25 protein-coding genes and 3 pseudogenes are annotated in these 25,263 nt (G+C 60.3%); 12 read left to right on the top strand and 16 right to left on the bottom strand.

The features are described from left to right. Window positions 1-2: 2 nt before the first annotated feature. The 5 genes from spoT to J1D76_RS15325 all read left to right on the top strand — a co-directional run bounded on the left by spoT (window position 3) and on the right by J1D76_RS15325 (window position 4,526). A complete protein-coding gene (spoT, locus tag J1D76_RS15345; RefSeq protein ID WP_421139097.1) occupies window positions 3-2,108 on the top strand; it encodes a bifunctional GTP diphosphokinase/guanosine-3',5'-bis pyrophosphate 3'-pyrophosphohydrolase in 2,106 nt (701 codons plus the stop codon). 24 nt (window positions 2,109-2,132) lie between these two features. Beyond that, window positions 2,133-2,513: a RidA family protein gene (locus J1D76_RS15340; protein WP_003229509.1), complete on the top strand. Its 381-nt coding sequence runs from the start codon at window positions 2,133-2,135 to the stop codon at window positions 2,511-2,513. A gap of 67 nt (window positions 2,514-2,580) precedes the next feature. Next, window positions 2,581-3,321 carry a hypothetical protein gene (locus J1D76_RS15335; RefSeq protein ID WP_421139096.1) on the top strand — a complete coding sequence of 247 codons (741 nt, stop codon included), beginning with the start codon at window positions 2,581-2,583 and terminating at the stop codon, window positions 3,319-3,321. Window positions 3,322-3,513: 192 nt separating this feature from the next. Beyond that, on the top strand, window positions 3,514-3,771 hold the full coding sequence (locus J1D76_RS15330) for a hypothetical protein (RefSeq protein WP_421139095.1): 258 nt from the start codon (window positions 3,514-3,516) through the stop codon (window positions 3,769-3,771). Then, window positions 3,768-4,526: a Fic/DOC family protein gene (locus J1D76_RS15325; RefSeq protein ID WP_421139094.1), complete on the top strand. Its 759-nt coding sequence runs from the start codon at window positions 3,768-3,770 to the stop codon at window positions 4,524-4,526. The genes J1D76_RS15330 and J1D76_RS15325 overlap by 4 nt, the downstream gene beginning before the upstream one ends. Before the next feature lie 25 nt (window positions 4,527-4,551). On the opposite strand, the gene J1D76_RS15320 is transcribed toward J1D76_RS15325, so the two are convergent. From J1D76_RS15320 to J1D76_RS15310, 3 genes and pseudogenes are all read right to left on the bottom strand, one after another. Next, window positions 4,552-4,935 carry a helicase gene (locus tag J1D76_RS15320; protein WP_421139093.1) on the bottom strand — a complete coding sequence of 128 codons (384 nt, stop codon included), beginning with the start codon at window positions 4,933-4,935 and terminating at the stop codon, window positions 4,552-4,554. A gap of 238 nt (window positions 4,936-5,173) precedes the next feature. Next, window positions 5,174-5,317 (bottom strand): annotated as a pseudogene (locus J1D76_RS15315) (type VI secretion system baseplate subunit TssG); the annotation flags it as partial. Beyond that, window positions 5,281-6,114: pseudogene (locus J1D76_RS15310) on the bottom strand (type VI secretion system baseplate subunit TssF); the annotation flags it as partial. The pseudogenes J1D76_RS15310 and J1D76_RS15315, both read right to left, overlap by 37 nt. On the opposite strand from J1D76_RS15310, the pseudogene J1D76_RS15305 reads away from it, so the two are divergent. Further along, a pseudogene (locus J1D76_RS15305) lies at window positions 6,115-6,477 on the top strand (DUF2931 family protein); the annotation flags it as partial. Beyond that, the gene (locus tag J1D76_RS15300) at window positions 6,464-7,360 is read left to right on the top strand and encodes a DUF2931 family protein (protein WP_421139092.1); all 897 of its coding nucleotides are present in this window, start codon (window positions 6,464-6,466) and stop codon (window positions 7,358-7,360) included. The pseudogene J1D76_RS15305 and the gene J1D76_RS15300, both read left to right, overlap by 14 nt. Before the next feature lie 212 nt (window positions 7,361-7,572). Here J1D76_RS15300 and J1D76_RS15295 read toward each other — a convergent pair whose 3' ends face one another. The 3 genes from J1D76_RS15295 to J1D76_RS15285 form a co-directional block, all read right to left on the bottom strand. Continuing rightward, complete coding sequence (locus tag J1D76_RS15295) at window positions 7,573-7,848, bottom strand: HU family DNA-binding protein (RefSeq protein WP_003213368.1); 276 nt, start codon at window positions 7,846-7,848, stop codon at window positions 7,573-7,575. Between the two features lie 194 nt (window positions 7,849-8,042). Next, the gene (locus J1D76_RS15290) at window positions 8,043-9,191 is read right to left on the bottom strand and encodes an NAD(P)/FAD-dependent oxidoreductase (RefSeq protein ID WP_421139091.1); all 1,149 of its coding nucleotides are present in this window, start codon (window positions 9,189-9,191) and stop codon (window positions 8,043-8,045) included. 21 nt (window positions 9,192-9,212) lie between these two features. Continuing rightward, a complete protein-coding gene (locus J1D76_RS15285) occupies window positions 9,213-9,380 on the bottom strand; it encodes a rubredoxin (RefSeq protein WP_003177199.1) in 168 nt (55 codons plus the stop codon). Between the two features lie 225 nt (window positions 9,381-9,605). On the opposite strand from J1D76_RS15285, the gene J1D76_RS15280 reads away from it, so the two are divergent. Together J1D76_RS15280 and ubiA are read left to right on the top strand one after the other, a co-directional pair. Continuing rightward, the gene (locus J1D76_RS15280) at window positions 9,606-10,145 is read left to right on the top strand and encodes a chorismate--pyruvate lyase family protein (RefSeq protein WP_421139108.1); all 540 of its coding nucleotides are present in this window, start codon (window positions 9,606-9,608) and stop codon (window positions 10,143-10,145) included. Then, window positions 10,145-11,035, top strand: a complete 891-nt coding sequence (gene ubiA / locus J1D76_RS15275; RefSeq protein ID WP_421139090.1) for a 4-hydroxybenzoate octaprenyltransferase — start codon at window positions 10,145-10,147, stop codon at window positions 11,033-11,035. Before J1D76_RS15280 ends, ubiA begins: the two co-directional genes overlap by 1 nt. 54 nt (window positions 11,036-11,089) lie before the next feature. Here the strand turns inward: ubiA and J1D76_RS15270 are convergent, their stop codons facing one another. After that, window positions 11,090-11,476, bottom strand: a complete 387-nt coding sequence (locus J1D76_RS15270) for a hypothetical protein (RefSeq protein WP_421139089.1) — start codon at window positions 11,474-11,476, stop codon at window positions 11,090-11,092. A gap of 153 nt (window positions 11,477-11,629) precedes the next feature. Between J1D76_RS15270 and phoB the strand changes: the two genes are divergently transcribed. From phoB to J1D76_RS15255, 3 genes are all read left to right on the top strand, one after another. Next, the gene (gene phoB, locus J1D76_RS15265; protein WP_095943416.1) at window positions 11,630-12,319 is read left to right on the top strand and encodes a phosphate regulon transcriptional regulator PhoB; all 690 of its coding nucleotides are present in this window, start codon (window positions 11,630-11,632) and stop codon (window positions 12,317-12,319) included. Window positions 12,320-12,394: 75 nt separating this feature from the next. After that, the gene (gene phoR / locus J1D76_RS15260; RefSeq protein ID WP_421139107.1) at window positions 12,395-13,681 is read left to right on the top strand and encodes a phosphate regulon sensor histidine kinase PhoR; all 1,287 of its coding nucleotides are present in this window, start codon (window positions 12,395-12,397) and stop codon (window positions 13,679-13,681) included. A gap of 123 nt (window positions 13,682-13,804) precedes the next feature. Continuing rightward, the gene (locus J1D76_RS15255; protein ID WP_421139088.1) at window positions 13,805-15,145 is read left to right on the top strand and encodes a hemolysin family protein; all 1,341 of its coding nucleotides are present in this window, start codon (window positions 13,805-13,807) and stop codon (window positions 15,143-15,145) included. Between the two features lie 100 nt (window positions 15,146-15,245). On the opposite strand, the gene J1D76_RS15250 is transcribed toward J1D76_RS15255, so the two are convergent. The 9 genes from J1D76_RS15250 to J1D76_RS15210 form a co-directional block, all read right to left on the bottom strand. Then, window positions 15,246-16,145, bottom strand: a complete 900-nt coding sequence (locus tag J1D76_RS15250) for a peptidoglycan DD-metalloendopeptidase family protein (RefSeq protein ID WP_421139087.1) — start codon at window positions 16,143-16,145, stop codon at window positions 15,246-15,248. A gap of 90 nt (window positions 16,146-16,235) precedes the next feature. Then, on the bottom strand, window positions 16,236-16,547 hold the full coding sequence (locus J1D76_RS15245; protein ID WP_421139086.1) for a helix-turn-helix domain-containing protein: 312 nt from the start codon (window positions 16,545-16,547) through the stop codon (window positions 16,236-16,238). Window positions 16,548-16,551: 4 nt separating this feature from the next. Then, entirely contained in the window at window positions 16,552-16,875 is a 324-nt protein-coding gene (locus J1D76_RS15240; protein WP_421139085.1) for a type II toxin-antitoxin system RelE/ParE family toxin, read from the bottom strand. Between the two features lie 225 nt (window positions 16,876-17,100). Beyond that, window positions 17,101-18,018, bottom strand: a complete 918-nt coding sequence (locus tag J1D76_RS15235) for a response regulator (RefSeq protein ID WP_421139084.1) — start codon at window positions 18,016-18,018, stop codon at window positions 17,101-17,103. Between the two features lie 167 nt (window positions 18,019-18,185). Next, window positions 18,186-18,947, bottom strand: a complete 762-nt coding sequence (phoU, locus tag J1D76_RS15230; RefSeq protein ID WP_008045526.1) for a phosphate signaling complex protein PhoU — start codon at window positions 18,945-18,947, stop codon at window positions 18,186-18,188. Window positions 18,948-19,057: 110 nt separating this feature from the next. Next, window positions 19,058-19,891, bottom strand: coding sequence for a phosphate ABC transporter ATP-binding protein PstB (gene pstB, locus J1D76_RS15225; RefSeq protein ID WP_160388642.1), 834 nt, complete (start codon window positions 19,889-19,891; stop codon window positions 19,058-19,060). A 190-nt stretch (window positions 19,892-20,081) separates the two neighbouring features. Then, window positions 20,082-21,752 carry a phosphate ABC transporter permease PstA gene (gene pstA / locus J1D76_RS15220; protein ID WP_421139083.1) on the bottom strand — a complete coding sequence of 557 codons (1,671 nt, stop codon included), beginning with the start codon at window positions 21,750-21,752 and terminating at the stop codon, window positions 20,082-20,084. A 15-nt stretch (window positions 21,753-21,767) separates the two neighbouring features. Continuing rightward, window positions 21,768-23,801 carry an ABC transporter permease subunit gene (locus tag J1D76_RS15215; RefSeq protein ID WP_421139106.1) on the bottom strand — a complete coding sequence of 678 codons (2,034 nt, stop codon included), beginning with the start codon at window positions 23,799-23,801 and terminating at the stop codon, window positions 21,768-21,770. 412 nt (window positions 23,802-24,213) lie between these two features. Then, window positions 24,214-25,215, bottom strand: a complete 1,002-nt coding sequence (locus tag J1D76_RS15210; protein ID WP_421139082.1) for a phosphate ABC transporter substrate-binding protein PstS — start codon at window positions 25,213-25,215, stop codon at window positions 24,214-24,216. Between the last annotated feature and the right edge of the window lie 48 nt (window positions 25,216-25,263).

The raw sequence follows: 25,263 nt of genomic DNA, 5'->3' as shown, positions 1-25,263 counted from the left end.
TCATGCCGAGCATAGACGCCCTCGCCGATCGCTTATCGACCTACCTCGGCAAGGACCAGGTCAACCTGGTCCGCCGAGCGTATTTCTACGCCGAACAAGCCCACGACGGCCAACGCCGCCGCAGCGGCGAGGCGTACGTCACGCACCCGCTCGCGGTGGCGAATATTCTTGCCGACATGCACATGGACCATCAGAGCCTGATGGCTGCAATGCTGCATGACGTGATCGAAGACACCGGTATTGCCAAAGAGGCGCTGCAAGCGCAGTTCGGCGAAACCGTGGCCGAACTGGTCGACGGGGTCAGCAAACTGACCCAGATGAACTTCGAGACCAAGGCCGAGGCACAAGCCGAAAACTTCCAGAAAATGGCCATGGCCATGGCCCGCGACATTCGCGTGATCCTGGTCAAGCTGGCCGACCGCCTGCACAACATGCGTACCCTGGAAGTGCTGTCCGGCGAAAAGCGCCGGCGCATCGCCAAGGAAACCCTGGAAATCTATGCGCCCATCGCCAACCGGCTGGGCATGCACGCCATCCGCATAGAATTCGAAGACCTCGGCTTCAAGGCCATGCACCCGATGCGTTCCGCGCGGATCTACCAGGCCGTCAAGCGCGCCCGGGGCAACCGCAAGGAAATCGTCAACAAGATCGAAGAATCCCTCAGCCACTGCCTGGCCATCGATGGCATCCAGGGCGAGGTCAGCGGTCGCCAGAAACACCTCTACGGCATCTACAAGAAAATGCGCGGCAAGCGTCGGGCCTTCAACGAGATCATGGACGTGTATGCGTTCCGGATCATCGTCGACAAGGTCGATACCTGCTACCGCGTGCTGGGCGCTGTACATAATTTGTACAAACCGTTGCCAGGACGCTTCAAGGATTACATCGCGATCCCCAAGGCCAACGGCTATCAGTCGCTGCACACCACGCTGTTCGGCATGCACGGCGTACCGATCGAGATCCAGATCCGCACCCGCGAAATGGAAGAGATGGCCAACAACGGCATCGCCGCCCATTGGCTGTACAAATCCAGCGGCGAAGAGCAGCCAAAAGGCACTCATGCCCGTGCCCGCCAGTGGGTCAAGGGCGTGCTGGAAATGCAGCAACGCGCCGGCAACTCCCTGGAATTCATCGAAAGCGTGAAGATCGACCTGTTCCCGGACGAGGTCTACGTGTTCACGCCCAAAGGCCGGATCATGGAGCTGCCAAAAGGCTCGACGGCAGTCGACTTTGCCTACGCGGTGCACACCGACGTCGGCAACAGCTGCATCGCCTGCCGGATCAACCGTCGTCTCGCGCCGCTGTCCGAACCGCTGCAGAGCGGCTCCACAGTCGAGATCGTCAGCGCTCCTGGCGCGCGACCGAACCCGGCGTGGCTCAACTTCGTGGTCACCGGCAAGGCGCGTACGCACATCCGTCACGCGCTGAAGCTGCAACGCCGCTCCGAGTCCATCAGCCTCGGCGAACGCCTGCTGAACAAGGTCCTCAACGGTTTCGACAGCGCGCTGGAGAAAATCCCGGCCGACCGCGTCAAGGCGATGCTCGTCGAGTACCGCCTCGAACTGATCGAAGACCTGCTTGAGGACATCGGCCTGGGCAATCGCATGGCCTACGTGGTGGCCCGCCGGTTGCTCGGCGAAGGCGAACAACTGCCAAGCCCCGAAGGCCCGCTGGCGATTCGCGGCACCGAAGGCCTGGTGCTCAGCTACGCCAAGTGCTGCACGCCGATCCCGGGCGACCCGATTGTCGGCCACCTGTCCGCGGGCAAAGGCATGGTCGTGCACCTGGACAACTGCCGCAACATCAGCGAAATCCGCCACAACCCGGAAAAATGCATCCAGCTCTCGTGGGCCAAGGACGTCACCGGCGAATTCAACGTCGAGCTGCGCGTCGAGCTGGAACACCAGCGCGGCCTGATCGCCCTGCTGGCCAGCAGCGTCAACGCCGCCGACGGCAACATCGAGAAAATCAGCATGGACGAACGCGATGGTCGCATCAGCGTGGTCCAGTTGGTGGTCAGCGTGCACGACCGCGTGCACCTGGCCCGCGTAATCAAGAAACTGCGCGCCTTGACCGGGGTGATCCGCATCACCCGCATGCGCGCCTAAGCCCACCCTCACAAGGAGTCCTTCATGACCAAGACTGTTATCACCAGCGACAAGGCCCCGGCCGCCATCGGTACTTACTCCCAGGCGATCAAGGCTGGCAACACCGTCTACATGTCGGGTCAGATTCCCCTGGACCCAAAAACCATGGAACTGGTTGAAGGCTTCGAAGCCCAGACCGTCCAGGTGTTCGAGAACCTCAAGGCCGTCGCCGAAGCTGCTGGCGGTTCGTTCAAGGACATCGTCAAGCTGAACATCTTCCTTACCGACCTGAGCCACTTCGCCAAGGTCAACGAGATCATGGGCAAGTACTTCGACCAGCCTTACCCAGCGCGCGCCGCCATCGGCGTGGCCGCCCTGCCAAAGGGTTCGCAAGTTGAAATGGATGCCATCCTGGTCATCGAGTAATGCGTACGGCGCAGCCCGAGGCTGCGCCGACTGCTCTGCTGTAAAGAAAGCTTGAAAGGATTCCACCATGCGCAACGCGCTTGCTCTCTCGCTGCTCGCCCTGTTTTTGGGCGGATGTGCCAGCAACCCTGCCGACCGTGACATCAGCGGCACCTGGATCAACCAGGTGGCGATCGATGCGGCCGCCAAAGGCGTCCCCCTGCGCGAAGCGCTCCAGGCCAATGGCCCGAACCTGGAATGGGACATCAACACCAAGGCCGGTCAGGCCCGCTACACCAACGGTTTTGAAAACGTCGACGGCAAGCTCTCGGGTGAAGAATCCGGCGCCTGGAAAGTCGACTTTTATGGCAGCTCGGCCAGCGAACTGAAACGTGACGGCAAGCAACTGAGCCAGGCCGCCACCGACAACGAAGCCGAACAGCTCTTCGACCGTGCGCAGATTCCCGTGCCGGAGGGCGCACCGATTGGCGCCAGCTTCGAGCGTGCCCTGTATACGGCCTACATGGGTGGCAGCTGGATAATCGTCAGCGGCCCCGGTGAAGGCAGCACGGTGCAATTCCAGGCCGACGGCCAGGTGACTGGCCTGCCGGACGCCGATCGCTACGCCCTGTGCCTGGCCGGTGATTGCGCCTCGATGAGCGGCGGCAATGACAACATGTGGCTGCAACTCAACGGCCAGGGCAATGCCTGGATCTTTGCGCGCAAGGGCAAGGAACTGGAGATTTTCCCGGCCGTAAACCGGGCCCAGGCGGACGAGATGCCTTCGTTCATGCCGGGCGAGCGCAAGTGGTTGCTCGAGAAGCAGTAACCCGCCGCACCTGCACCCCCATCGCGGGCAACCCCGCCCCCACAGCGATTACCTGAACCCTGTGGGAGCGGGCTTGCCCGCGATGCATTTGTGGCAAACGCGCCCGCCCCGTTCATCTGCCCAGCCCCGGTTGCTGCAACGACAAAAATCAGGTGCCCTGCTATGATTTGCCTGCCAACAGAGGGCTTTGCGATGTCCCAATCAGCGGCTGTCAGTGTTGCAAATCAAGTCCGCCAACTTGCCAAAGACCACAAGATTACCGCCGAACCTGACGGCATGAGCCGCATGGCCGTGACCATCACTTGCCTGGCGGGCGACATCGTCCAGCTCGATGGCGTCGAACAATTGCTGGTCAATCTCAAGAAAAAAGGTGCCCTGAGCAAGTCGGAGGCCTTGGCGCTGCAAGGGCGTTACCTGCAGGAGAGGCGCTCGAAGAAACGCAGCGCATGACGTTCGATCCTTTCGGCGATTTCGACACGGCGGGCTACCTGCAAAATTCGCTACAGCTCAAAGACCCGACTGACGTCAAAGAGTCAGAGCATTTCGCGTTCGAATTGAGCATCGAAGAGGCCTTGGCCCATCTGGCCAAGACGAAGCCAATCGATTACGAATCGGTCCTGAAAATCCACGAAATCCTCTTCTCCGGCTTCTACCCCTGGGCGGGCAAAGACCGCAATGAGTTGGTCCCACACCTGGCCGTCTTCAAGGGCTTGCACGGCGACCCGCGAGCCACGGTGTTTGAGCATCCCAACGCCATCAGGTTGTCGGTCGACTATGCGCTAGTGCTTGCCGCAGACCACCAGCGTTTCAGAGAGCGCCCCGGCGAAGTCATGGGCCAACTGGCGTTCGCCCACCCCTTTCTAGACGGCAATGGGCGCACGATCCTGTTGGTGTTCATGGAGCTGTGCTATCGGGCCGGGTTCGCCATCGACTGGTCGAAGACCACCAAGGACGATTACCTGCGGGCACTCAGTGACGAAATTCGAGAGCCTCGCGAAAGGCACCTCGATCGTTACCTGAAACCCTTCGTTGTCGACATTGCCAGTCGAGACGAGTGGCCTGCGACCATCAGCAGCATCCGGGGCCTGGATGGCCTGGACAAGGAAGGCATCACCTACGAGAGCCTGGATGACCCGCAGGTCCAGCAAATCTACAAGACCTACCGGGCGCGACCGCTCGACCCATCAGGCCCGCAGGAGTCGTAAGGCTGAACACTGCAGGCGAATAGCCTCAAGCCTTGGGCTTGGCCTTCTTCGGCTTCAAATACTTGGTCAGCCCCTGGAACCAGATCACCAGCGCCGGGTTGCCCTTGATCTGGATCGACTTGTCCTGAATCCCCGTCATGAACGCCAGTTGCTTGTTCTTGGCCTGCATCGTGGCAAAACCGTAGGCAGCGTCTTTGAAGGCAATGGCGAACGCGGGCTCGGCGTGCACACCCGATTGACTGGTGATGCGCTGGTCCTTCACGCGGAAATGCCGCGCCACTTTGCCGTCCTGGGTCTGCAACTGAAACACCAGGTCCTTGTCACCCAATTGCTGCTGGAACGCCGGATTGGTCCGGCTGGCCTTACCCATCAGCAAACCCAGCATCCACAGCAGAAAACGAAATTTCATGCGCACAGCCTCAAGAGAAAAATGAACGGCTGGCGCAGTGTAGCGACTAAACCAAAGAACGCCACTATCGAGTTACGTTTGAAGACGATGACGTGATTTTTGACGCTGATGACTACCAAGTCACAAAACAATTGTTCCATGAAGTCATCACCCGCGGTTACAGCAACGGGGCAGCCAACGTCGAGAGTTGCGGTGAAAAATCTCCCTTAGCCGAGCAACCGTGATCTTTCGTTCAGGTATACAGATCGTCTTCGCCTAGAAGCGGGTGCGCCGAACGTAGTCGGTCCATGACCAGCAACACGGCCTGAAACAGCGAGTACTCGCGTATTGTCCGGGTCAGCCCGCTTAAAGCAGGGGCTGCAGACCCATGCGGGGTGTCCATTGGTACACCTCTCCCTGTGTGCTGATGACCCGCAACTCGTGATACGAATTGAGGCTGGCGTAGAGCGCGAAAAACTCGTTCAGGACCGAGGCGAACACAAACAGGTCGCCTTCGCCGATGTACCCTTGCGGGTTGATGGTCAGCTCGGTGCGCAGTCCACGTACCGGCAATCCCTTGTGCAAGCGGTCGACAGGCTGATGTCTGATCGAGATCAATCCGTCGAGCAGACACTTGCTGACCTTCTGAGCTTGCTGGTCGTAGTAACGCGGCAGGTCGTAGGTTTCGAGAATCACCTTCAGCGCATCGACATCGGCCAGCGACAGATAGTTGAGAGACATGTTGCTGATCAGCTTCCAAAGGAAGTCGCGGTTCAGCGGTGGCGCATAACTCGACGTAACCGGTGTGATATTGCGAAAGCTCAGGAACTCGGGGGTCTGATCACCCATCATGCAGATGTCGCCGACATTGAGCTTGCACGGCAGGTTCTGGTTGGTGCACACCAAATCGATCGACAAGGTTTCCTGGGCGTCGGCATGACGGATATCGAAGCTGAGGTAGGTATCGAGACCGTCGTGCAATAACGAGGGACGCTGACGGACGCTGTAATGCGGGCGGCTGGTGGGGACATCAAAACTGGGGTCGTGCTCAAAGGACTCGAACGGCACGTATTGCCGATAGTTGCCGCCACCGGCATCGCTGCCCGTCACGGCTTCCACCGAGAATGCGCCGCAGTTTTTCGGATCATGACTGGCGGGAAGCACCCGATACTCGTCCTGCTTGCCATCGAGACGGATGGGCTGCCTCGTTTGATCTACGTGCGCTGGCAATCCTTGGCCGAACCACAAACCTATGAGGCCTACATCGTCATTCCCGAATCCGCTCGGGAAATCATGCGAAAAAAGGAGAAGGCTTTTTGTAGTTTCGGTGCGGAATGGATTACCGAATCCCGTGACAACATCGGCATTGGTTTGGCTCCGGGTGGCATTGCCAAGGTGTGGCTGGGGGGCGCCTGCTTGAAGGCTGTGGAGATTCTTCGGGTTGAAGGAACAATCAACCCAAAAGGCCCCTATGAAGGCAAGTCCGGCGGCAAGCATCGGCCACTGTCCGAGATATCCAAAGCCTACGTAGAAAAATTCGGGATTCCTTATGGTTCTTGGTAACGACGAGGGGTACATGCCAAGGAGCCAGGTCACCCACCTCCATAAAAAATGCTTAGGTCTAATCCTCGGCTGGTTTTTCGCGGGAAGCGCGCAATCAAGCTACGACGAAACATGGTCGTTAGGCTTCGGCGCCCCGGATTACATGGAAGTCTGGATTGAGACAGCAGACGTGGTCGATGTTCGGGAGCGACTTTTTCGTCGAGCAGGTTCCGGCATCGCATCGGTCCTAACCCCTCGTGACAATAAGGGCAAGCCCGCTGGCTGGCCTATCAGCCCCGGGAGAGGAGCAGGCCGTGACATCACGGGTGCCGATCTGCCCCGCCTGATCTACGTACGCTGGCAATCCCTGGAAGTCTGGATCGAAACCGCGGACGTCGTGGATATCCACGAGCGTGTTTTACGAAGAGCCGTAGCGGGTACTGCATCGGTCCAAACCCCCAATAACAACAAGGGAAAACCTGCAGGCTGGCCCAAGAACCCCGGTAGTGGTGCTGGCCATTACATGAGGCAGGTTGACCTGCCCCGTTTGATCTATGTGCGCTGGCAATCCTTGGTTGAACCGCAAACCTATGAGGCCTACATCGTCATTCCTGAATCCGCTCGGGAAATCATGCGAAAACAGGAGAAGGTTTATTGCAGTGCAGACGGTAAGTGGATAACCGAGTCCCGCGACAATATGGGCATTGGTCTGGCTCCGGGCGGGATTGCCAAGGTATGGCTTGGAGGGGCCTGCTTGAATGCTGTCGAGATTTCTCGCGTAGTGGGCATCGTCAATAAAAAAGGCCCGTATCAGGGTAAAAACGAGGGCCGATATGCTTTGCCTCTGTCTCCTGAATCCCAGGCTTACATAGATAAATTCGGGATTCCTTACGGTTCTTGGTAGCCATAAACCAGCTCTCTTGTCCAGCAAAGGCAAGCTAGCTCTCTCGATTTGCTGTTTGCGTTCGACACGCTGGAAGTAGCGCTTTCATCGACGTCTTCGCCGGCAAGCCGGCTCCTGCAGGGGGCGGTGTTTCGGGCATAAAAAATGGGCACCCAACCTCGGTTGGCGTGCCCATTTTTATTCCGCTCCCCGCTATGCGGAGGTGAAGCGGATTAAGGGTTGACGCTGTCTTTCAACGATTTGCCTGGCTTGAACGCTACGGTGTTGCTGGCCTTGATTTTGACGGGCTCACCGGTTTGCGGGTTTTTGCCGGTGCGGGCGCCGCGATGGCGTTGCAGGAAGGTGCCAAAGCCCACCAGGGTCACGCTGTCTTTGCGGTGCAGGGCACCGGTGATTTCTTCAAGAACGGCGTTGAGGACGCGGTTGGCTTGTTCTTTGGTGAGGTCTGCTTTTTCAGCAATGGCTGCAGCGAGTTCTGGTTTACGCATATGAGTGAAGCCCCTTTGACGGTTTGTTGTTGTTATGTCCGTGCTGCCCTCTGCGGAGCAGCGCCCAAAGCGCCGCAGATGCTCTACTCTGCGGGAGACGGGAGTGAGGATGGCACCAAGTGACGAGCCGCGCCAGTATCGGCGCGGCCTTTGTGGGGGCAAAAGGGGGGTGATTCCGACAGAACGACCGGTATTTATGCCAGCAGTGCCGGGAGCTCTTTGTTCAGGGCCAGTTTTTCCATCACGGCCGCTCCGGTGAGGGCATAACCGAGCAGCTTGCCTGCGGCGTCATGGCATAAAACCTTGATGTCAGCGCCCTGCCCTTCGACGGTCCAAATGCCTTCCGAGCCCCGTGGCGGCGGGGAAACCACCAATGGGCACACCGGGGTTTTGACGGTGATCGGCATCGGCCCGTAGGTGACGACGGTCGGGTTGCCGGCCAGGGTTTGTGCCAGCGCTCGCGCACAGCTCATCAGGGGCATCACGTACAGCAAATTCAGCCCATCGACCTCGGCGCAATCGCCCAGGGCGTAGATGTTGGCGTGGGAGGTTTTCAGGTGCCGGTCGACCATGACGCCGCGGTTGACCTGCAAACCGGCCGCCGCTGCCAGGTCGATGCGCGGGCGCAGGCCAATGGCCGAGACGACCACGTCGCACGGGATCACCTGGCCATCGGACAGGTGCGCTTCGAGGCCGTCCGCCACGCGTTGCAGGCGATTGAGCACCGGCCCGAGGTGGAAGCGTGCGCCGAGGCTCTCAAGGCCGGCCTGCACAGCGGCGGCCGCCGCCGGGTGCAGCAGGGTCGGCATGACTTGTTCGCACGGCGCCACCAGTTGCACCTCAAAACCGCCCAAGGTCAGGTCGTTGGCGAATTCGCAGCCGATCAGGCCAGCACCCAGCAGCAACACACGTCGCTTGCCCGCCGCTGCCGCACGGAAACGTGCGTAGTCTTCGAGGTCGTTGATCGGGAACACACAATCGCCGGCATCGCCTTCAACCGGCACGCGCACGGTTTCGGCGCCCCAGGCCAGGATCAGGTCGCGGTAGCTCACGGCTTCTTCACCGATCCACAGGCGTTTGTGGCCCGGGTCGATGCCGCTGATGCGCGTGTGGGTGCGAATCTCGGCCTTGAGTTGCTCGGCCATGGCGCCGGGTTCGGCCATGCTCAGGCCGTCGGCGTCCTTGTTTTTGCCGAACCCGGTGGAGAGCATCGGCTTGGAGTAGGAACGCCCGTCATCGGCGGTGATCAGCAGCAGCGGGGTTTCGCTATCAAGTTTGCGAAATTCGCGGGCGACGTTATAGCCGGCCAGCCCGGTTCCCACGATGACGACAGGTGCGTTCATGCCTGACTCCTCTTGTTTTGATTAGTTGATTTCAATCATTTCGAAATCCATCTTGCCCACGCCGCAGTCCGGGCACAGCCAGTCTGCCGGGACGTCTTCCCAACGCGTGCCCGGCGCAATGCCGTCATCCGGCCAACCGTCGGCTTCGTTGTAGATCAGGCCGCAGACGATACATTGCCACTTTTTCATTCAGGTACTTCCTCAGGGTTCAGGCGTTTTGCCGGCGCGGACGGTCGATGGTTGCAGCGCTGCCGTCCGGCTCAGGGCGTTTTGTACTGGTGGGGCCGGGCAGATGCAAGCCTGTTCGGCGCAACGGCGGGCCATTTCAATCGAAATCGACGGCCGACATGGTAAGCTCGCCGCCTCATTTGCTGCCAATAATGACTCATTGTGCAACACACAAAATCCTCCGGCATGGTCCCGACCTGGCGCTCACAAGGCCAACTGACGCCCCTGCCCGACACGTCTATCCTCGATTGGCTGTTCGATCATGGCTCACTCACCAGGCGCCTTATTCAGCTGACGAATGATGCGTTCAGCGTCACGCCGCTGTTCGAAGGCTGGCAGCCCTTGCGCGCCGATGAATGCGCCGCGCTGGACCTGGCCGACGGCAGTGAAGGCTGGGTGCGCGAGGTGTATCTGCGCGGCCACGGTGAGGCCTTGGTGTTCGCCCGCAGCGTGGCGTCGCGCAGCGCATTGCAGGGCGACGGCTTGCACATGGACGAATTGGGCAGCCGCTCGCTGGGTGAATTGCTGTTTTGCGACCAGGCGTTCCTGCGCCGCGCCATCGAGGTGTGTCGTTACCCGCAAGCGTGGCTGCCAAGCGAGGTGCGGGCCAGCGACTTGTGGGGCCGCCGCTCGCGTTTTGACCGTGGCGCGCTGAGCGTGCTGGTGGCCGAAATCTTCCTGCCGACCCTGTGGGACGCCGCCCGCGCCCAATCGGAGAACCGTTGATGTACCAAAGCCTGCTCAAGTCCTTGAACCGCTTGAACCCTCGGGCGTGGGATTTCATTCAGCTGACGCGCATGGACAAGCCCATCGGCATTTACCTGCTGCTGTGGCCAACGCTGTGGGCGCTGTGGATTGCCGGCAAGGGTTCGCCATCACTGGCCAACGTGGTGATTTTCGTTCTTGGCGTGGTACTGACCCGCGCCGGCGGCTGCGTGATCAACGACTGGGCCGACCGCAAGGTCGATGGCCACGTCAAGCGCACCGCGCAACGGCCGTTGGCCGCCGGCAAGATCAGCTCGAAAGAGGCGCTGGTGTTCTTTGCCTTGCTGATGGGCGTGAGTTTCCTGCTGGTGCTGTGCACCAATGCCGCGACCATTTGGCTATCGCTGGGCGGCCTGGCACTGGCCTTCACCTACCCGTTCATGAAGCGCTACACCTATTACCCGCAGGTGGTGCTGGGCATGGCGTTTTCGTGGGGCATGCCGATGGCCTTCACCGCCGAAACCGGCTCGGTGCCGGCGGTGGCCTGGTTGCTGTGGATCGCCAACCTGCTGTGGACGGTGGGTTACGACACCTATTACGCAATGACCGACCGCGACGATGACTTGAAGATCGGGGTCAAATCCACGGCGATTTTGTTCGGTGACGCGGACCGGGCAATCATCCTCACCCTGCAAACCCTGGCACTGGGCTGCTTGTGGCTGGCAGGCTCATCGTTCGAGCTGGGGATGTGGTTCCACCTGGGGCTGCTGGTGGCCGCCGGCTGCTTTGCCTGGGAATTCTGGTACACCCGCGACCGGGACCGGATGCGCTGCTTCAAGGCGTTTTTGCACAACCACTGGGCGGGGTTGGCGATTTTCGTCGGAATTGTTCTGGATTACGCGTTGCGCTGAGGTTTGAAAACACCGTCCGAACGCGAAGATGGCCTTCGGACGGTGTTTTAACGATTACATATGCTCGTGAACCACGTGCCAAACGTCCTTCATCTTGTCGCCCGACATGTCTCCGGGAGCCTTGTCCTTCACAAAGTAATACAGCGGTTTGCCACCATAGGCCCACTGCATCGTCCCGTCGTCACGCTTGACGACTGTCCACTTGCCTTCGGCCTTGGCACCCGCCTCTGCTTTCAACGGCGGCCAGTTTTCCGCGCATTGGCCGGTGCACACGGATTTGCCGCCGGTGTCCTTGTCGAAGGTGTACAGCGTCATGCCTTTGTGGTCGGTCATCATGCCGTTTTTATCCATCATGGCCGGTGGTGCGGCGAAGGCCAATGACGGGAGGATCAGGGCAGCGGCCAGCAGCAGGCCTTTGAAGGATTGCGAATGTCGTGTCATGGAAACCTTCCTTTTGTGGTTGTCAGGATTCGGACTTAGAGCTTAGCCCAGGATCCCGCCAATCGCCGGGCGACTAAAATACTGTCACACGACTGCAATAATTCCGTTATCTAATGCGGCGCAAGACAGTTAAATGACAAGAGGATTAAGGGCATGGTTGGCAGGAGCATTCTGATCGTCGACGACGAAGCGCCTATTCGCGAAATGATCGCCGTTGCGTTGGAAATGGCCGGCTATGACTGCCTGGAGGCTGAGAACTCCCAGCAGGCCCACGCCATCATCGTCGACCGCAAGCCGGACCTGATCCTGCTCGACTGGATGCTGCCCGGCACGTCCGGCATCGAACTGGCCCGTCGCCTCAAGCGTGATGAACTGACCGGGGACATCCCGATCATCATGCTCACCGCCAAGGGTGAAGAGGACAACAAGATCCAGGGCCTGGAAGTCGGCGCCGACGACTACATCACCAAACCGTTTTCCCCACGTGAGCTGGTGGCGCGCCTCAAGGCCGTGTTGCGCCGCGCCGGCCCGTCCGATGGCGAAGCGCCTATCGAAGTCGGCGGCCTGCTGCTGGACCCGATCAGCCACCGCGTGACCATCGACGGCCGTCCTGCCGAGATGGGCCCGACCGAATACCGCCTGCTGCAATTCTTCATGACCCACCAGGAACGGGCCTACACCCGAGGCCAGTTGCTGGACCAGGTCTGGGGCGGCAACGTCTACGTTGAAGAGCGCACCGTCGACGTGCACATCCGGCGCTTGCGCAAGGCGTTGGGCGATGCCTACGAAAATCTGGTACAAACCGTGCGCGGCACGGGCTACCGGTTTTCGACCAAGGCTTGATGACCGCAGCGGTTCCACTTTCAAGGACGTATCGTTTTCGTGAACCAAAACTGGCATGGCACCCTGATTCGCCACATGCTGCTGCTGGTCACCGCCTGCCTGGTGATCGGCCTCATTTCCGGCTACTACGGCTGGAGCCTTGCCGCCGGCCTGGGCCTTTACCTGGCCTGGACCCTCAAGCAATTGCTGCGTCTGCACGAGTGGCTGCGCCTGCACAAACCCGATGAAGCACCGCCCGACGGCTACGGCCTGTGGGGCGAGGTGTTCGACAGCATCTATCACCTGCAACGCCGCGACCAACGGGTCCGCGGGCGCCTGCAAGCGGTGATCGACCGGGTCCAGGAATCCACCGCCGCGCTGAAAGACGCGGTGATCATGCTCGACACCGACGGCAACCTGGAATGGTGGAACCGCGCCGCCGAGACCTTGCTGGGCCTCAAGACGCCGCACGACAGCGGGCAACCGGTGACCAACCTGGTGCGCCATCCGCGCTTCAAGGAATACTTCGAGCAAGAGAGCTACGCCGAGCCGCTGGAAATCCCGTCGCCAACCAACGACCGCGTGCGCATCCAGTTGTACCTCACCCGCTACGGCAACAACGAACACTTGATGCTGGTGCGCGACGTGACGCGCATCCATCAGCTGGAGCAGATGCGCAAAGACTTCATCGCCAACGTCTCCCATGAACTGCGCACACCGCTGACGGTGATTTGCGGCTACCTGGAAACCCTGCTCGACAACGTCGAGGAAGTGAACCCGCGCTGGAGCCGTGCCTTGCAGCAGATGCAGCAACAGGGCGGGCGCATGCAGACGCTGCTCAACGATTTGCTGCTGCTGGCCAAGCTGGAAGCCACCGATTACCCGTCGGACAACCAGCCCGTGCCGATCGACCACTTGCTGCAATCGATCAAGAGCGATGCGCAGCAGTTGTCCGGCCAGAAAAACCAGCACATCACCCTGGAAGCCGACCCGACGATCCTGCTCAAGGGCAGCGAGGCCGAGTTGCGCAGTGCGTTTTCCAACCTGGTGTTCAACGCGGTGAAATACACCCCGGCCGAAGGCAATATCCGTATTCGCTGGTGGGGCGACGACCAGGGCGCGCACCTGAGCGTGCAGGATTCCGGGATCGGTATCGACAGCAAACACTTGCCGCGCCTGACCGAACGCTTCTACCGCGTTGATTCCAGCCGCAACTCCAACACCGGTGGCACAGGCCTCGGTCTGGCGATCGTAAAACACGTTTTGTTACGTCATCGTGCGCGGATGGAGATCAGCAGCGTGCCGGGCCATGGCAGTACGTTTACCTGCCACTTTGCGCCGGCCCAGGTCACCCAATCACGGGCTATCGGCGCCGCTGACTGATACCGGCCAGCACGCGCCACTAGGCAACGGCCAAGTCAGCCGCTACATTGGCTGACTTGTGCCTGCCCTTCAGGCACGGATTTTTCTTCCCTTTCGAATACACGGAACCCGCAAAACTCCATCATGGACCCTTCCCCTGGCTTGACCCTCGCTACCATTTTCGCCGACTTCGGCATGATTCTTTTTGCTCTGATCCTGGTGTTGCTCAACGGCTTTTTCGTTGCGGCCGAATTTGCCATGGTCAAGTTGCGCTCGACCCGGGTCGAGGCCATCGCAGACAAAAACGGCTGGCGCGGGCATATCCTGCGCACCGTGCACAGTCAGCTCGATGCGTACCTCTCGGCGTGTCAGCTCGGTATCACCCTCGCCTCCCTCGGCCTGGGCTGGGTCGGTGAGCCGGCGTTTGCCCACATCCTCGAACCGCTGCTGGACGCTGTCGGCGTGCAATCGGCCGAAGTGGTCAAGGGTGTTTCGTTCTTCACCGCGTTCTTCATCATTTCGTACCTGCACATCGTGGTCGGCGAACTGGCCCCGAAATCCTGGGCCATCCGCAAACCCGAACTGCTGTCGCTGTGGACCGCCGTGCCGCTGTACCTGTTCTATTGGGCCATGTACCCCGCCATCTACCTGCTCAACGCCAGCGCCAACACCATCCTGCGTATCGCCGGCCAGGGTGAACCCGGCCCGCATCACGAGCACCATTACAGCCGTGAAGAACTAAAACTGATCCTGCACTCCAGCCGTGGCCAGGACCCGAGCGACCAAGGCATGCGCGTGCTGGCCTCGGCGGTGGAAATGGGCGAGCTGGAAGTGGTCGACTGGGCCAACTCCCGCGAAGACCTGGTGACGCTTGAGTTCAACGCACCGCTCAAGCAGATCCTGGCGATGTTCCGTCGCCACAAGTTCAGCCGCTACCCGGTGTACGACAGCGAGCGCCAGGAGTTCGTCGGCCTGCTGCACATCAAGGACTTGCTGCTGGAGCTGGCGGCGCTGGACCATATTCCCGAGTCGTTCAACCTGGCTGAACTGACTCGCCCGCTGGAGCGCGTTTCCCGGCACATGCCGCTGTCGCAGTTGCTGGAGCAGTTCCGCAAGGGCGGCTCGCACTTCGCCGTGGTCGAAGAGGCGGATGGCAACATCATCGGCTACCTGACCATGGAAGACGTGCTGGAAGTGCTGGTCGGCGACATCCAGGACGAACACCGCAAGGCCGAGCGCGGGATCCTCGCGTACCAGCCGGGCAAGCTGCTGGTGCGCGGCGATACGCCGCTGTTCAAGGTTGAACGCCTGTTGGGCATCGACCTCGACCACGTCGAAGCCGAAACCCTCGCCGGGCTGGTCTACGAAAGCCTCAAGCGCGTTCCCGAAGAAGAGGAAGTGCTGGAAGTCGAAGGGTTGCGGATCATCATCAAGAAGATGAAAGGGCCGAAGATCGTGCTGGCCAAGGTGTTGATGCTTAATTAACCGGCTGGTCCGGTTTCGCGCGGCCCCCTTCGCTGGCAAGCCAGCTCCTACAGGTTTTGCAGGAGCTGGCTTGCCAGCGAAGGCGTCAGACCGACAACGCCTACTGCTTGCCCAACGCAAAGTTGGGCAACGCCCCCACCGGCTGGTTGAACTGATACGGAATCGATACCAGCCCCAGCCCGGTATTGCGCTGCACTACAAAGTGCAAATGCGGCCCGGTGCTGTTGCCGGTGTTGCCCGACAACGCCAGGGCACTGCCAACCTTCACCTTCTGGCCTTCGCGCACACACACCGAGCCCCTTTTCAGGTGCAGGTAAACGCCCATGGTTCCGTCATCGTGCAGCACCCGCACGAAATTGCCGGAGGCGTCGCTGCCACGCCCGTCCTGGTTGTTCTCGGTTTTCACCACCACCCCGCCCCGTGCGGCGATGATCGGCGTGCCCTCAGGCATCGCGATGTCGATGGCGTAACGGTTCTTGGGCCCAAAGTGGCTGTAGGGGCCATTGGCGCCCTGGCTGATCCGGAACGGCCCGCCACGCCACGGCAGCGGGTAGCGATAGCCGACGGTGGCCCCTGTGGGTGCGCCCAGGATGTAATTGAACTTCGGGGTGTAGGCGAGCGGCTTGCCAGCGCTGGCCGGCGTGAGCTGCGCCATGCGCACGCTGGAGCGTAGCTGTATCACCCGCCTAATCGGCCGGCCTGGCGCACCGCTGGCGTTCTTCACGCCGGTGAAACTCAATTCGACCTCGACCGGCGCATACAGGTCATTGCGCACGTACACGCTGTCCACGCCATCCTTTTTCACCACGATCAGGCGCACCTGTTGCTCCAGGTGCTCGTCCATGTCGTCACGAAAAACAAACGGCCTGGCGTCTTTGCTGGTGGGGAAATCGCTGTAGGAGACCACGCCATTGGCATCGGTGGACTTGTAGATCGTCATGGCCATCGCCGAACCGGCAGCCATGCACAGACCACAAAAAAGCAGTATTCGCGTGAACATGGGGATCAATTCTGTCGAGTGAAACCTGAGTGGGAGCCTAGCAGTTGCAATGGACCCGGGGAGTCGGCAGATGTTTCAGACTCGACAGGGTCAAGCCGGCTCAAGCGGTCCGATCGCCGACACGTTGATGTCGACCTTCAATTGCGCCGCGGCCGACAGATTCACCAATGCATCCAGGGAAAACTTGTCGATCTTGCCGCCCAGTACATCATTGAGTCGCGGCTGGCTGATGCCCAAGCGCTTGGCGGCTTCTTTCTGCGACAACTCCCAGGCGCGGACGGTTTTGCCCAGCTCGAGCATTAACCGGGACCGCAAACGCATGTTCGCCGCTTCCTGGGGCGTATCCTCCAGCGCATCCCAGATACTCTCGAAACGCTGCATACCGGTATGTTGATCCGTCATGGTATTAACCTATTTCCCTCAGCCTGGCACGTGCCAGCTCGATATCCCGCCCTTCGGTTTTTTGTGTGGTCTTGTGCATCGCATGCAGCACATAAACGGCCTCTGGCCGGTTGACCACGTAAAACACCCGAAAGGCGCCTGACTGCTCGGTGATTCTGATCTCGTTCACGCCGGGGCCGATTGTCTTCATCGGTCGCCAGCCGAAGGGTGCTTCGCCTTGCTGCAAAAGATCCAGCTGAAACCCTGCGGCCCTCCGTGCGTCGAGCGGGAAGGCCTTGAGGTCTTTGAGCGCACTCCCGACAAATACCACATCCTTGTGCCTTGGCATCGACTTCTCCTGTTGCTGACAGGAAAAGTCTAATCGGCCTGGCGACGCCCGTCGGACAGGGTTGTTTCAAGGCGTGGCGCCACCCGCCTACGAAGAGCTTATATCAAAACAGATATAAATGAAGGCAGCTGGCAGGTAAACGGATGCGCGGTCATCCCCATCAGCCTTCTTGATTGCTCATAGGATGGGCCTGACCCCGATTTTCGGGGTCAGCCGAGGCAAGGCTTATGCGCCAGGAATGAAGTGCTTCTGCGCCGTTCCCCGCGCAATCAGGCGGGAGATGTAGTCGAGTTTCTGCGCGTCCTGATCGACGAAGCGGAAGGTCAGTTGCAGCCAGTCGCTGTCGGGCTTCGGTTCGTGGGCCACGACCGCGTGCAGGTAGCCGTTGAGACGGGCGGTTTCGGCGTTGTCGCCTTGTTCAAGATCGAGCACGGCGCTATCGAGGATCTGCGGCAGCGCCTCGGTGCGTTTGACCACCAGCAGCGCTTCCTTGAGGCTCAGGGCCTTGATCACGCATTGCTGGATGCCGTTGGGCAAGCGTAATTGGCCCTGGCCGCGACCGTTGGTCAGCGCTGACGAAGCCGCTGGAGCCTTGACCGGTGGACTGTTGAGCAGGCCTCGCGAAGGCGTCGCGGCCGCTGCCGCAGGGGCTGGCGTCGCGGCAGCCACGGGTGGCTTGCCGCCCGTCAGTGCGTTCAGCGAGTCGTTGGCGAAGGCCGGAACAGTTTTGGTCGCGGCCACGTTGATCAAGGCATCGAGCTTGCCGACCTTGTGCAGCGCCTGCTTGACCTTGGTGATCAGTTGTTCATTGGTGAACGGCTTGCTGACGTAACCCGAGACGCCGGCCTGGATCGCCTGGACAACGTTTTCCTTGTCGCCACGGCTGGTCACCATCACAAAGGGCATGGCCTTGAGGTTGTCTTGCTCGCGGCACCAGGTCAGGAGTTCCAGGCCGGACATTTCCGGCATTTCCCAGTCGCACAGGACCAGGTCGAACGTTTCCTTGGCGAGCATGGCCTGGGCCTTGCGACCGTTGATCGCATCTTCGATCCGCATGCCCGGAAAATAATTGCGCAGGCACTTTTTCACCAGGTCACGAATGAACGACGCGTCGTCCACGACCAACACACTGACCTTACTCATCCACCACCCCTTTAAAAAATCCCGGCCAGCATACCGCCTTGCTGATGGCACATTGCCAAAAAACCTCAGTCACGCCGGACTTTTCGTTCGCGGGTGCTGCTTTTCGAATGCGTTCGCCACAAACAAAAACGCCCGACCAACAGGCCGGGCGCTTTACTGGGGCAACCTTACTTATCGTCAGTTTTGCCCGGAACATTAGCGCTTTCGCCGGTTGTTCCTTCGACTTCTTCCTTCATGCGCTTGAGGCCCAAGTGACGGACGTCGGTGCCGCGCACCAGGTAAATCACCAGTTCGGAGATGTTGCGCGCGTGATCGCCGATACGCTCCAGCGAACGCAGCACCCAGATGATGCTCAGAACCCGCGAGATAGAGCGCGGGTCTTCCATCATGTAGGTCGCCAACTCACGCAGGGCGGTCTTGTATTCGCGGTCGATGATTTTGTCGTACTGCGCCACCGACAGCGCCAGTTCGGCGTCGAAACGGGCAAAGGCGTCCAGGGCATCACGGACCATGTTGCGCACCTGGTCGCCAATGTGGCGCACTTCGACGTAACCGCGCGGTGCTTCGCCTTCTTCGCACAACTGGATGGCGCGACGGGCGATCTTGGTCGCCTCGTCACCGATGCGCTCCAGGTCGATCACCGACTTGGAGATGCTGATGATCAAACGCAGGTCGGACGCTGCCGGCTGGCGACGGGCCAGAATGCGCAGGCATTCTTCGTCGATGTTGCGTTCCATCTGGTTGATCTGGTCGTCGATCTCGCGCACCTGCTGGGCCAGGCCGGAGTCGGCCTCGATCAGCGCGGTCACCGCGTCGTTGACCTGCTTCTCGACCAGCCCGCCCATGGCCAGGAGGTGGCTGCGCACTTCCTCAAGCTCCGCGTTGAACTGCTGGGAGATGTGGTGAGTAAGGCCTTCCTTAGAAATCATGTTGTCTGCTCCGCAAAAGCTGTGAGCTGCAAGCTACAAGCTGCAAGCTGTTGTGTGTCGAACCCGAACCGCTCTTGTTGCCGCTTCAAACGGGCGGCTGGTGGCGGCTGCTAGCCGTAACGACCGGTGATGTAGTCTTCGGTCTGTTTCTTCGCCGGGTTGGTGAACAGGGTGTCGGTGTCGCCAAACTCGACCAGCTTGCCCATGTACATGAACGCGGTGTAGTCGGACACCCGCGCCGCCTGTTGCATGTTGTGGGTCACGATGACGATGGTGAACTTGGATTTCAGTTCGTAGATCAGCTCTTCGACTTTCAGCGTGGAGATCGGGTCGAGTGCCGAGCACGGTTCGTCGAGCAGCAACACTTCCGGCTCGACGGCGATGGTGCGGGCGATCACCAGACGCTGCTGCTGACCACCGGACAAGCCGAGTGCCGACTCGTGCAGGCGGTCCTTGACCTCGTCCCACAGTGCCGCGCCTTTCAACGCCCACTCGACGGCTTCGTCGAGCACGCGCTTCTTGTTGATCCCCTGGATGCGCAGGCCGTACACCACGTTTTCGTAGATGGTCTTCGGGAACGGGTTGGGCTTCTGGAACACCATGCCGACGCGACGACGCAGCTCGGCCACGTCTTCGCCCTTGCGGTAGATGTTGTTGCCGTACAGGTTGATTTCGCCTTCTACGCGGCAACCGTCAACCAGGTCGTTCATGCGGTTGAAAGTGCGCAGCAGCGTGGACTTGCCGCAGCCGGACGGGCCGATGAAGGCGGTCACGCGCTGTTTCGGGATGTTCATGCTGACGTCGTACAGCGCTTGTTTTTCGCCATAGAACAGGCTCAGGCCCGGCACTTCGATGGCCACGGTTTCCTGCTCGAGGTTCAGGCTCTGCTTGTCGCGACCCAGGGCCGACATGTTGATGCCGTGGGTGTGTGTTTCGTGCTGCATGGGAAGCTCCCTGTGCTAACAAATTCGGTTTGTTTAACCACTAGCCTGGTGTTCGGGCCAGCGGCTTACTCAAAATCTCTGTCTGACACCGGTCCCCTGTAGGAGCTGGCTTGCCAGCGAAGGCGTACTCACTGACGCCAGAGGCTTCGCTGGCAAGCCAGCTCCTACAGGGGGGGCGTGCCGACCTCAATCAGCTATCCAGCGCTTTGTACTTCTCGCGCAGGTGGTTTCGAATCCACACCGCCGACAGGTTCAATGTCGCGATCACCAGCACCAGCAGCAGCGCCGTGGCGTATACCAACGGCCGTGCAGCTTCGACGTTCGGGCTCTGGAAGCCGACGTCATAGATGTGGAAGCCCAGGTGCATGATCTTCTGGTCCAGGTGCAGGTACGGGTAGTTACCGTCCACCGGCAGCGACGGCGCCAGTTTCACCACGCCCACCAGCATCAGCGGCGCCACTTCACCGGCGGCGCGGGCCACGGCGAGGATCATGCCGGTCATCATCGCCGGGCTGGCCATGGGCAGCACGATCTTCCACAAGGTTTCAGCCTTGGTCGCACCGAGGGCCAACGAGCCTTCACGCACGGTGCGGGGAATCCGCGCCAGGCCTTCTTCAGTGGCCACGATCACCACCGGCACCGCCAGCAGCGCCAGGGTCAACGAGGCCCAGAGCAGACCCGGCGTACCGAAGGTCGGCGCCGGCAGTGCTTCGGGGAAGAACAAACGGTCGAGCGATCCACCCAGCACGTAGACGAAGAAACCCAGGCCGAATACGCCGTAAACGATGGCCGGAACGCCCGCCAGGTTGTTCACCGCGATGCGGATGATTCGGGTCAGCGCGTTCTGCTTGGCGTATTCACGCAGGTACACCGCGGCCAACACGCCGAACGGGGTCACGATCATCGCCATGATCAGGGTCATCATCACGGTGCCGAAGATCGCCGGGAAAATCCCGCCTTCGGTGTTCGCTTCACGCGGGTCGTCGCTCAGGAACTCCCAGACCTTGCCGAAGTAAAAACCGACCTTGGTCAGGGTGCTCATGGCGTTCGGCTGGTAGGCGTGAACCACTTTGCCGATGCCGATCTCGATTTCCTTACCGTTCGCATCGCGGGCGGTCAGGCTGTCGCGGTTGAACTGCGCATGCAAATCGCTCAGGCGTGCTTCGATGTCCTGATAGCGAGCGTTGAGCTCGGCACGCTCGGACTCCAGGTCCGCTTGCGCGGTGGCGTCGAGCTTGCCTTCCAGCTCCAGTTTGCGACCGTGCAAGCGGATGCGTTCGAGACCGGCGTTGATCGCGCCGATGTCGGTTTTTTCCAGGCTCTTGAGCTGCGCAGCCAGCTTGTTCACGCGCTCGACACGGGCCTGCAGTTCCGGCCAGGCGGCTTCGCCTTCAGCGATGACCTTGCCGCCTTCCTTGACGTTGACCAGGTAACCGTAGAAGTTGCCCCACTCGCGACGTTCGATCGCCATCAACTCTGGCGGCGTGGTCTGGTTGGTCAGCCACTCGCCGACAATCCAGGTGAAGTCGTTTCCGTTCAGGTCACGGTTGCCGACTTTGATCAGCTCGCGGGTCATGAACTCCGGACCTTGGTCCGGCACCGGCAAGCCGGCGGTTTTCAGACGGGCACGGGGCACTTCTTCCTTCTGTACCACTTCGCCGATGACCAGGTGATTGGCCTGGCCCGGTACGTCGTAGTTGGCGTGGATCAGGTCCGCCGGCCAGAAGTGACCCAGGCCGCGCACGGCAATCACGGCCAGCAGGCCAATGGTCATGATGACCGCGATGGACACCGCGCCACCGCTGATCCAGACGCCGGGGGCGCCGCTCTTGAACCATCCATTCAGGGAGTTCTGTTTCACAGACTTCTACCTTTCTTAAAGCGACGAGTATTTCTTGCGCAGACGCTGACGAATCAGTTCTGCGAGGGTGTTCATGACGAAGGTGAACAGCAGCAGCACCAGCGCCGAGAGGAACAGCACGCGGTAGTGGCTGCCGCCGACTTCCGATTCGGGCATTTCCACCGCAACGTTGGCCGCCAGGGTGCGCAGGCCTTCGAACAGGTTCATTTCCATGACCGGGGTATTACCGGTGGCCATCAACACGATCATGGTTTCACCGACCGCACGGCCCATGCCGATCATCAGCGCCGAGAAAATGCCCGGGCTCGCGGTGAGGATCACCACGCGGGTCATGGTCTGCCACGGCGTGGCACCGAGGGCCAGGGAGCCCAGGGTCAGGCCGCGAGGCACGCTGAACACGGCGTCTTCGGCGATCGAGTAGATGTTCGGGATGACCGCGAAGCCCATGGCCAGGCCGACCACCAGTGCGTTGCGCTGGTCGTAGGTGATGCCCAGGTCGTGGGAGATCCACATGCGCATGTCGCCGCCGAAGAACCAGTTCTCCATGAACGGGCTCATGTACAGCGACAGCCAGCCCACGAACAGGATCACCGGGATCAGGATGGCCGACTCCCAGCCGTCCGGCACTTTCAGGCGGATCGACTCAGGCAGGCGACTGAAGATGAAACCGGCGACCAGGATGCCAATCGGCAGCAACATCAGCAGGCTGAAGATGCCGGGCAAATGCCCTTCTACATACGGTGCGAGGAACAGACCGGCGAAGAAACCGAGGATCACCGTCGGCATCGCTTCCATCAGTTCGATCACCGGCTTGACCTTGCGGCGCATGCCCGGGGCCATGAAGTACGCGGTGTAGATTGCAGCGGCAACGGCCAGTGGTGCGGCCAGCAACATGGCGTAGAACGCGGCTTTGAGGGTACCGAAGGTCAGCGGCGACAAGCTCAGCTTGGGTTCAAAATCAGTATTGGCGGCGGTCGATTGCCAGACATATTTAGGCTCGTCGTAGTTCTCGTACCAGACCTTGCTCCACAGCGCGCTCCACGAGACTTCCGGGTGCGGATTGTCGAGCAGCAGCGGTTCCAGCTTGCCGCCGGCTTCCACAATTACGCGGTTGGCGCGAGGCGACAGGCCGAAAATGCCCTGGCCTTCGGCGACCGGCTGCACCAGCAAGGTGCGGTGCGCGGTGCTGTGGAACACGCCGAGCTTGCCGGAAGCGTCGAGGGCCAAAAAGCCCTTGCGGCGCTCTTCAGCAGTGATTTCAACGATCGGCGTGGTGCCCATCTGGAAGGTACGGATTTGCTTCAGGCGCTGTTCGCCATCCGTGTCACGGGCCATGAACCACTGGGCCAGGCCACCTCTGGAGTCACCGATGATCAACGAAATGCCGCCCACCAGCTGGGTGCTGGCGGTGACTTGCGCTTCACCGTCTTCCAGCAGTTTGTAGCGACCGTTGAGGCTCTTGTCGCGCAGGCTGAACACGTCGGCCTGGGCACGCCCGTTGATCACGTACAACCACTGCTGACGCGGGTCGACGAAGATGTTCTTCACCGGCTCGGTCATCTGCGGCAGCTCAATGCGCTTCTGCTCGTTGGTGACTTCGCCGGTCATCATGTTCTCTTCGCTGGTCAGCGACAGCACATTGAGTTGCGAACCGGTGGAGCCGACCAGCATCAAGGTCGAATCGTTGGCGTTGAGGCTCACGTGCTCCAGCGCACCGCCGGCTTCGTTGACTGCGATTGGCGCTTCGCCATACGGGTACTCGACGGCCGGGGTAATGGTTTTCTTGCCTTGCGGGTAGCTGACCTTATAGGTGTGACGGAAAACCAGTGCCTGGCCGCTGGACAGGCCCACGGCCACCAGCGGGTGACCTGGCTGGTCTTCAGCAATGGAGGTCACGGTGGTGCCGGCCGGGATCGGCAAATCGACGCGCTTGAGTTCAGCGCCACTGTCGATATCGAAGAACAAGGCCTGGCCTTTATCGGAAACCCGCATGGCGACCTGGTTTTGTTCTTCCAGGGAGATCATCAGGGGTTTGCCGGCGTCTTGCATCCAGGCGGGCGTGATGGATTCCTTGGCAGTCAGGCTGGCACCCTGGAACAGGGGAGCGACGACGTAGGCAAGGAAAAAGAAGATCAAGGTGATCGCACCCAGTACAGCAAGGCCGCCAATGAGGACGTACCAGCGGGTCAGGCGATCTTTAAGCGCACGAATGCGGCGCTTGCGTTGCAACTCAGGCGTATTGAAATCAATGCGTTTGGGGGGATTAGTAGTCATGTTGGAATTGGCCAGATCATTCATTCGCACACCCTAGCGATCCTGTATGACAGAAAGATGACAGCACAGTGACGCAGCAAATCCGCCGCTAGCAGTCGCCAGCAGTGGATAGAGGAGTAGAAGTGAATGGGGGCGGCGCTTGCCGCCCCCATCGGGAGTCCAGAGGGTTCACCCTAGACTCAATTTGTTACTTTTTTGCGACTTCAGCGCCACCTTCCGACAGACCCAGGTCAGCCAGTGCTTTGGCTGCGACTTTGGCTGGCAGTGGGATGTAGCCGTCTTTCACCACAACTTCCTGGCCCTGTTTGGACAGAACCAGTTTCACGAACTCGGCTTCCAGCGGGGCCAGAGGCTTGTTCGGGGCTTTGTTCACGTAAACGTACAGGAAGCGCGACAGTGGGTACTTGCCGTTCAGGGCGTTCTCTTCGCTGTCTTCGATGAACTCGGTGCTGCCTTTCTTCGACAGGGCAACGGTTTTCACGCTAGCGGTCTTGTAGCCGATACCCGAGTAGCCGATGCCGTTCAGCGAGGAGCTGATCGACTGAACAACCGAAGCCGAACCTGGTTGTTCGTTCACGTTTGGCTTGTAGTCGCCTTTGCACAGGGCTTCTTCTTTGAAGTAGCCGTAGGTGCCGGATACCGAGTTACGACCGAACAGTTGAACCGGCTTGTTGGCCAGGTCGCCGGTCACGCCCAGGTCGCCCCAAGTCTTGACTTCGGTTTTAGCGCCGCACAGACGAGTGGACGAGAAGATCGCGTCAACTTGTTCCATGGTCAGGTGCTGGATCGGGTTGTCCTTGTGCACGAATACCGCCAGGGCATCCACGGCAACCGGGATAGCAGTTGGCTTGTAGCCGTACTTCTGCTCGAAGGCAGCCAGTTCGGTGTCCTTCATCTTGCGGCTCATCGGGCCCAGGTTCGAGGTGCCTTCAGTCAGCGCAGGTGGCGCGGTGGCGGAGCCAGCGGCCTGAATCTGGATGTTTACGTTCGGGTATTCTTTCTTGTAGTTCTCAGCCCACAGGGTCATGAGGTTGGCCAGGGTGTCGGAACCAACGCTGGACAGGTTGCCCGACACACCAGTGGTCTTGGTGTAGCTCGGGATCGACGGGTCAACAGCGGCGACCGCGTTGGCAGTTGCAACGCCAGCAGCGACAAAAGTCATTGCCGCCATCAAACGCTTCAGTTTCATGCCTTACTCCTAGCAGATAGGGTGTGTTAAGTCGGGGCCAAGTATCAG

Origin of the sequence: Pseudomonas sp. NFX15 (genome assembly GCF_049132105.1) — a bacterium.
In the GTDB taxonomy this organism is placed as follows: domain Bacteria; phylum Pseudomonadota; class Gammaproteobacteria; order Pseudomonadales; family Pseudomonadaceae; genus Aquipseudomonas.
This window is presented reverse-complemented; position numbering and strand designations above follow the sequence as displayed.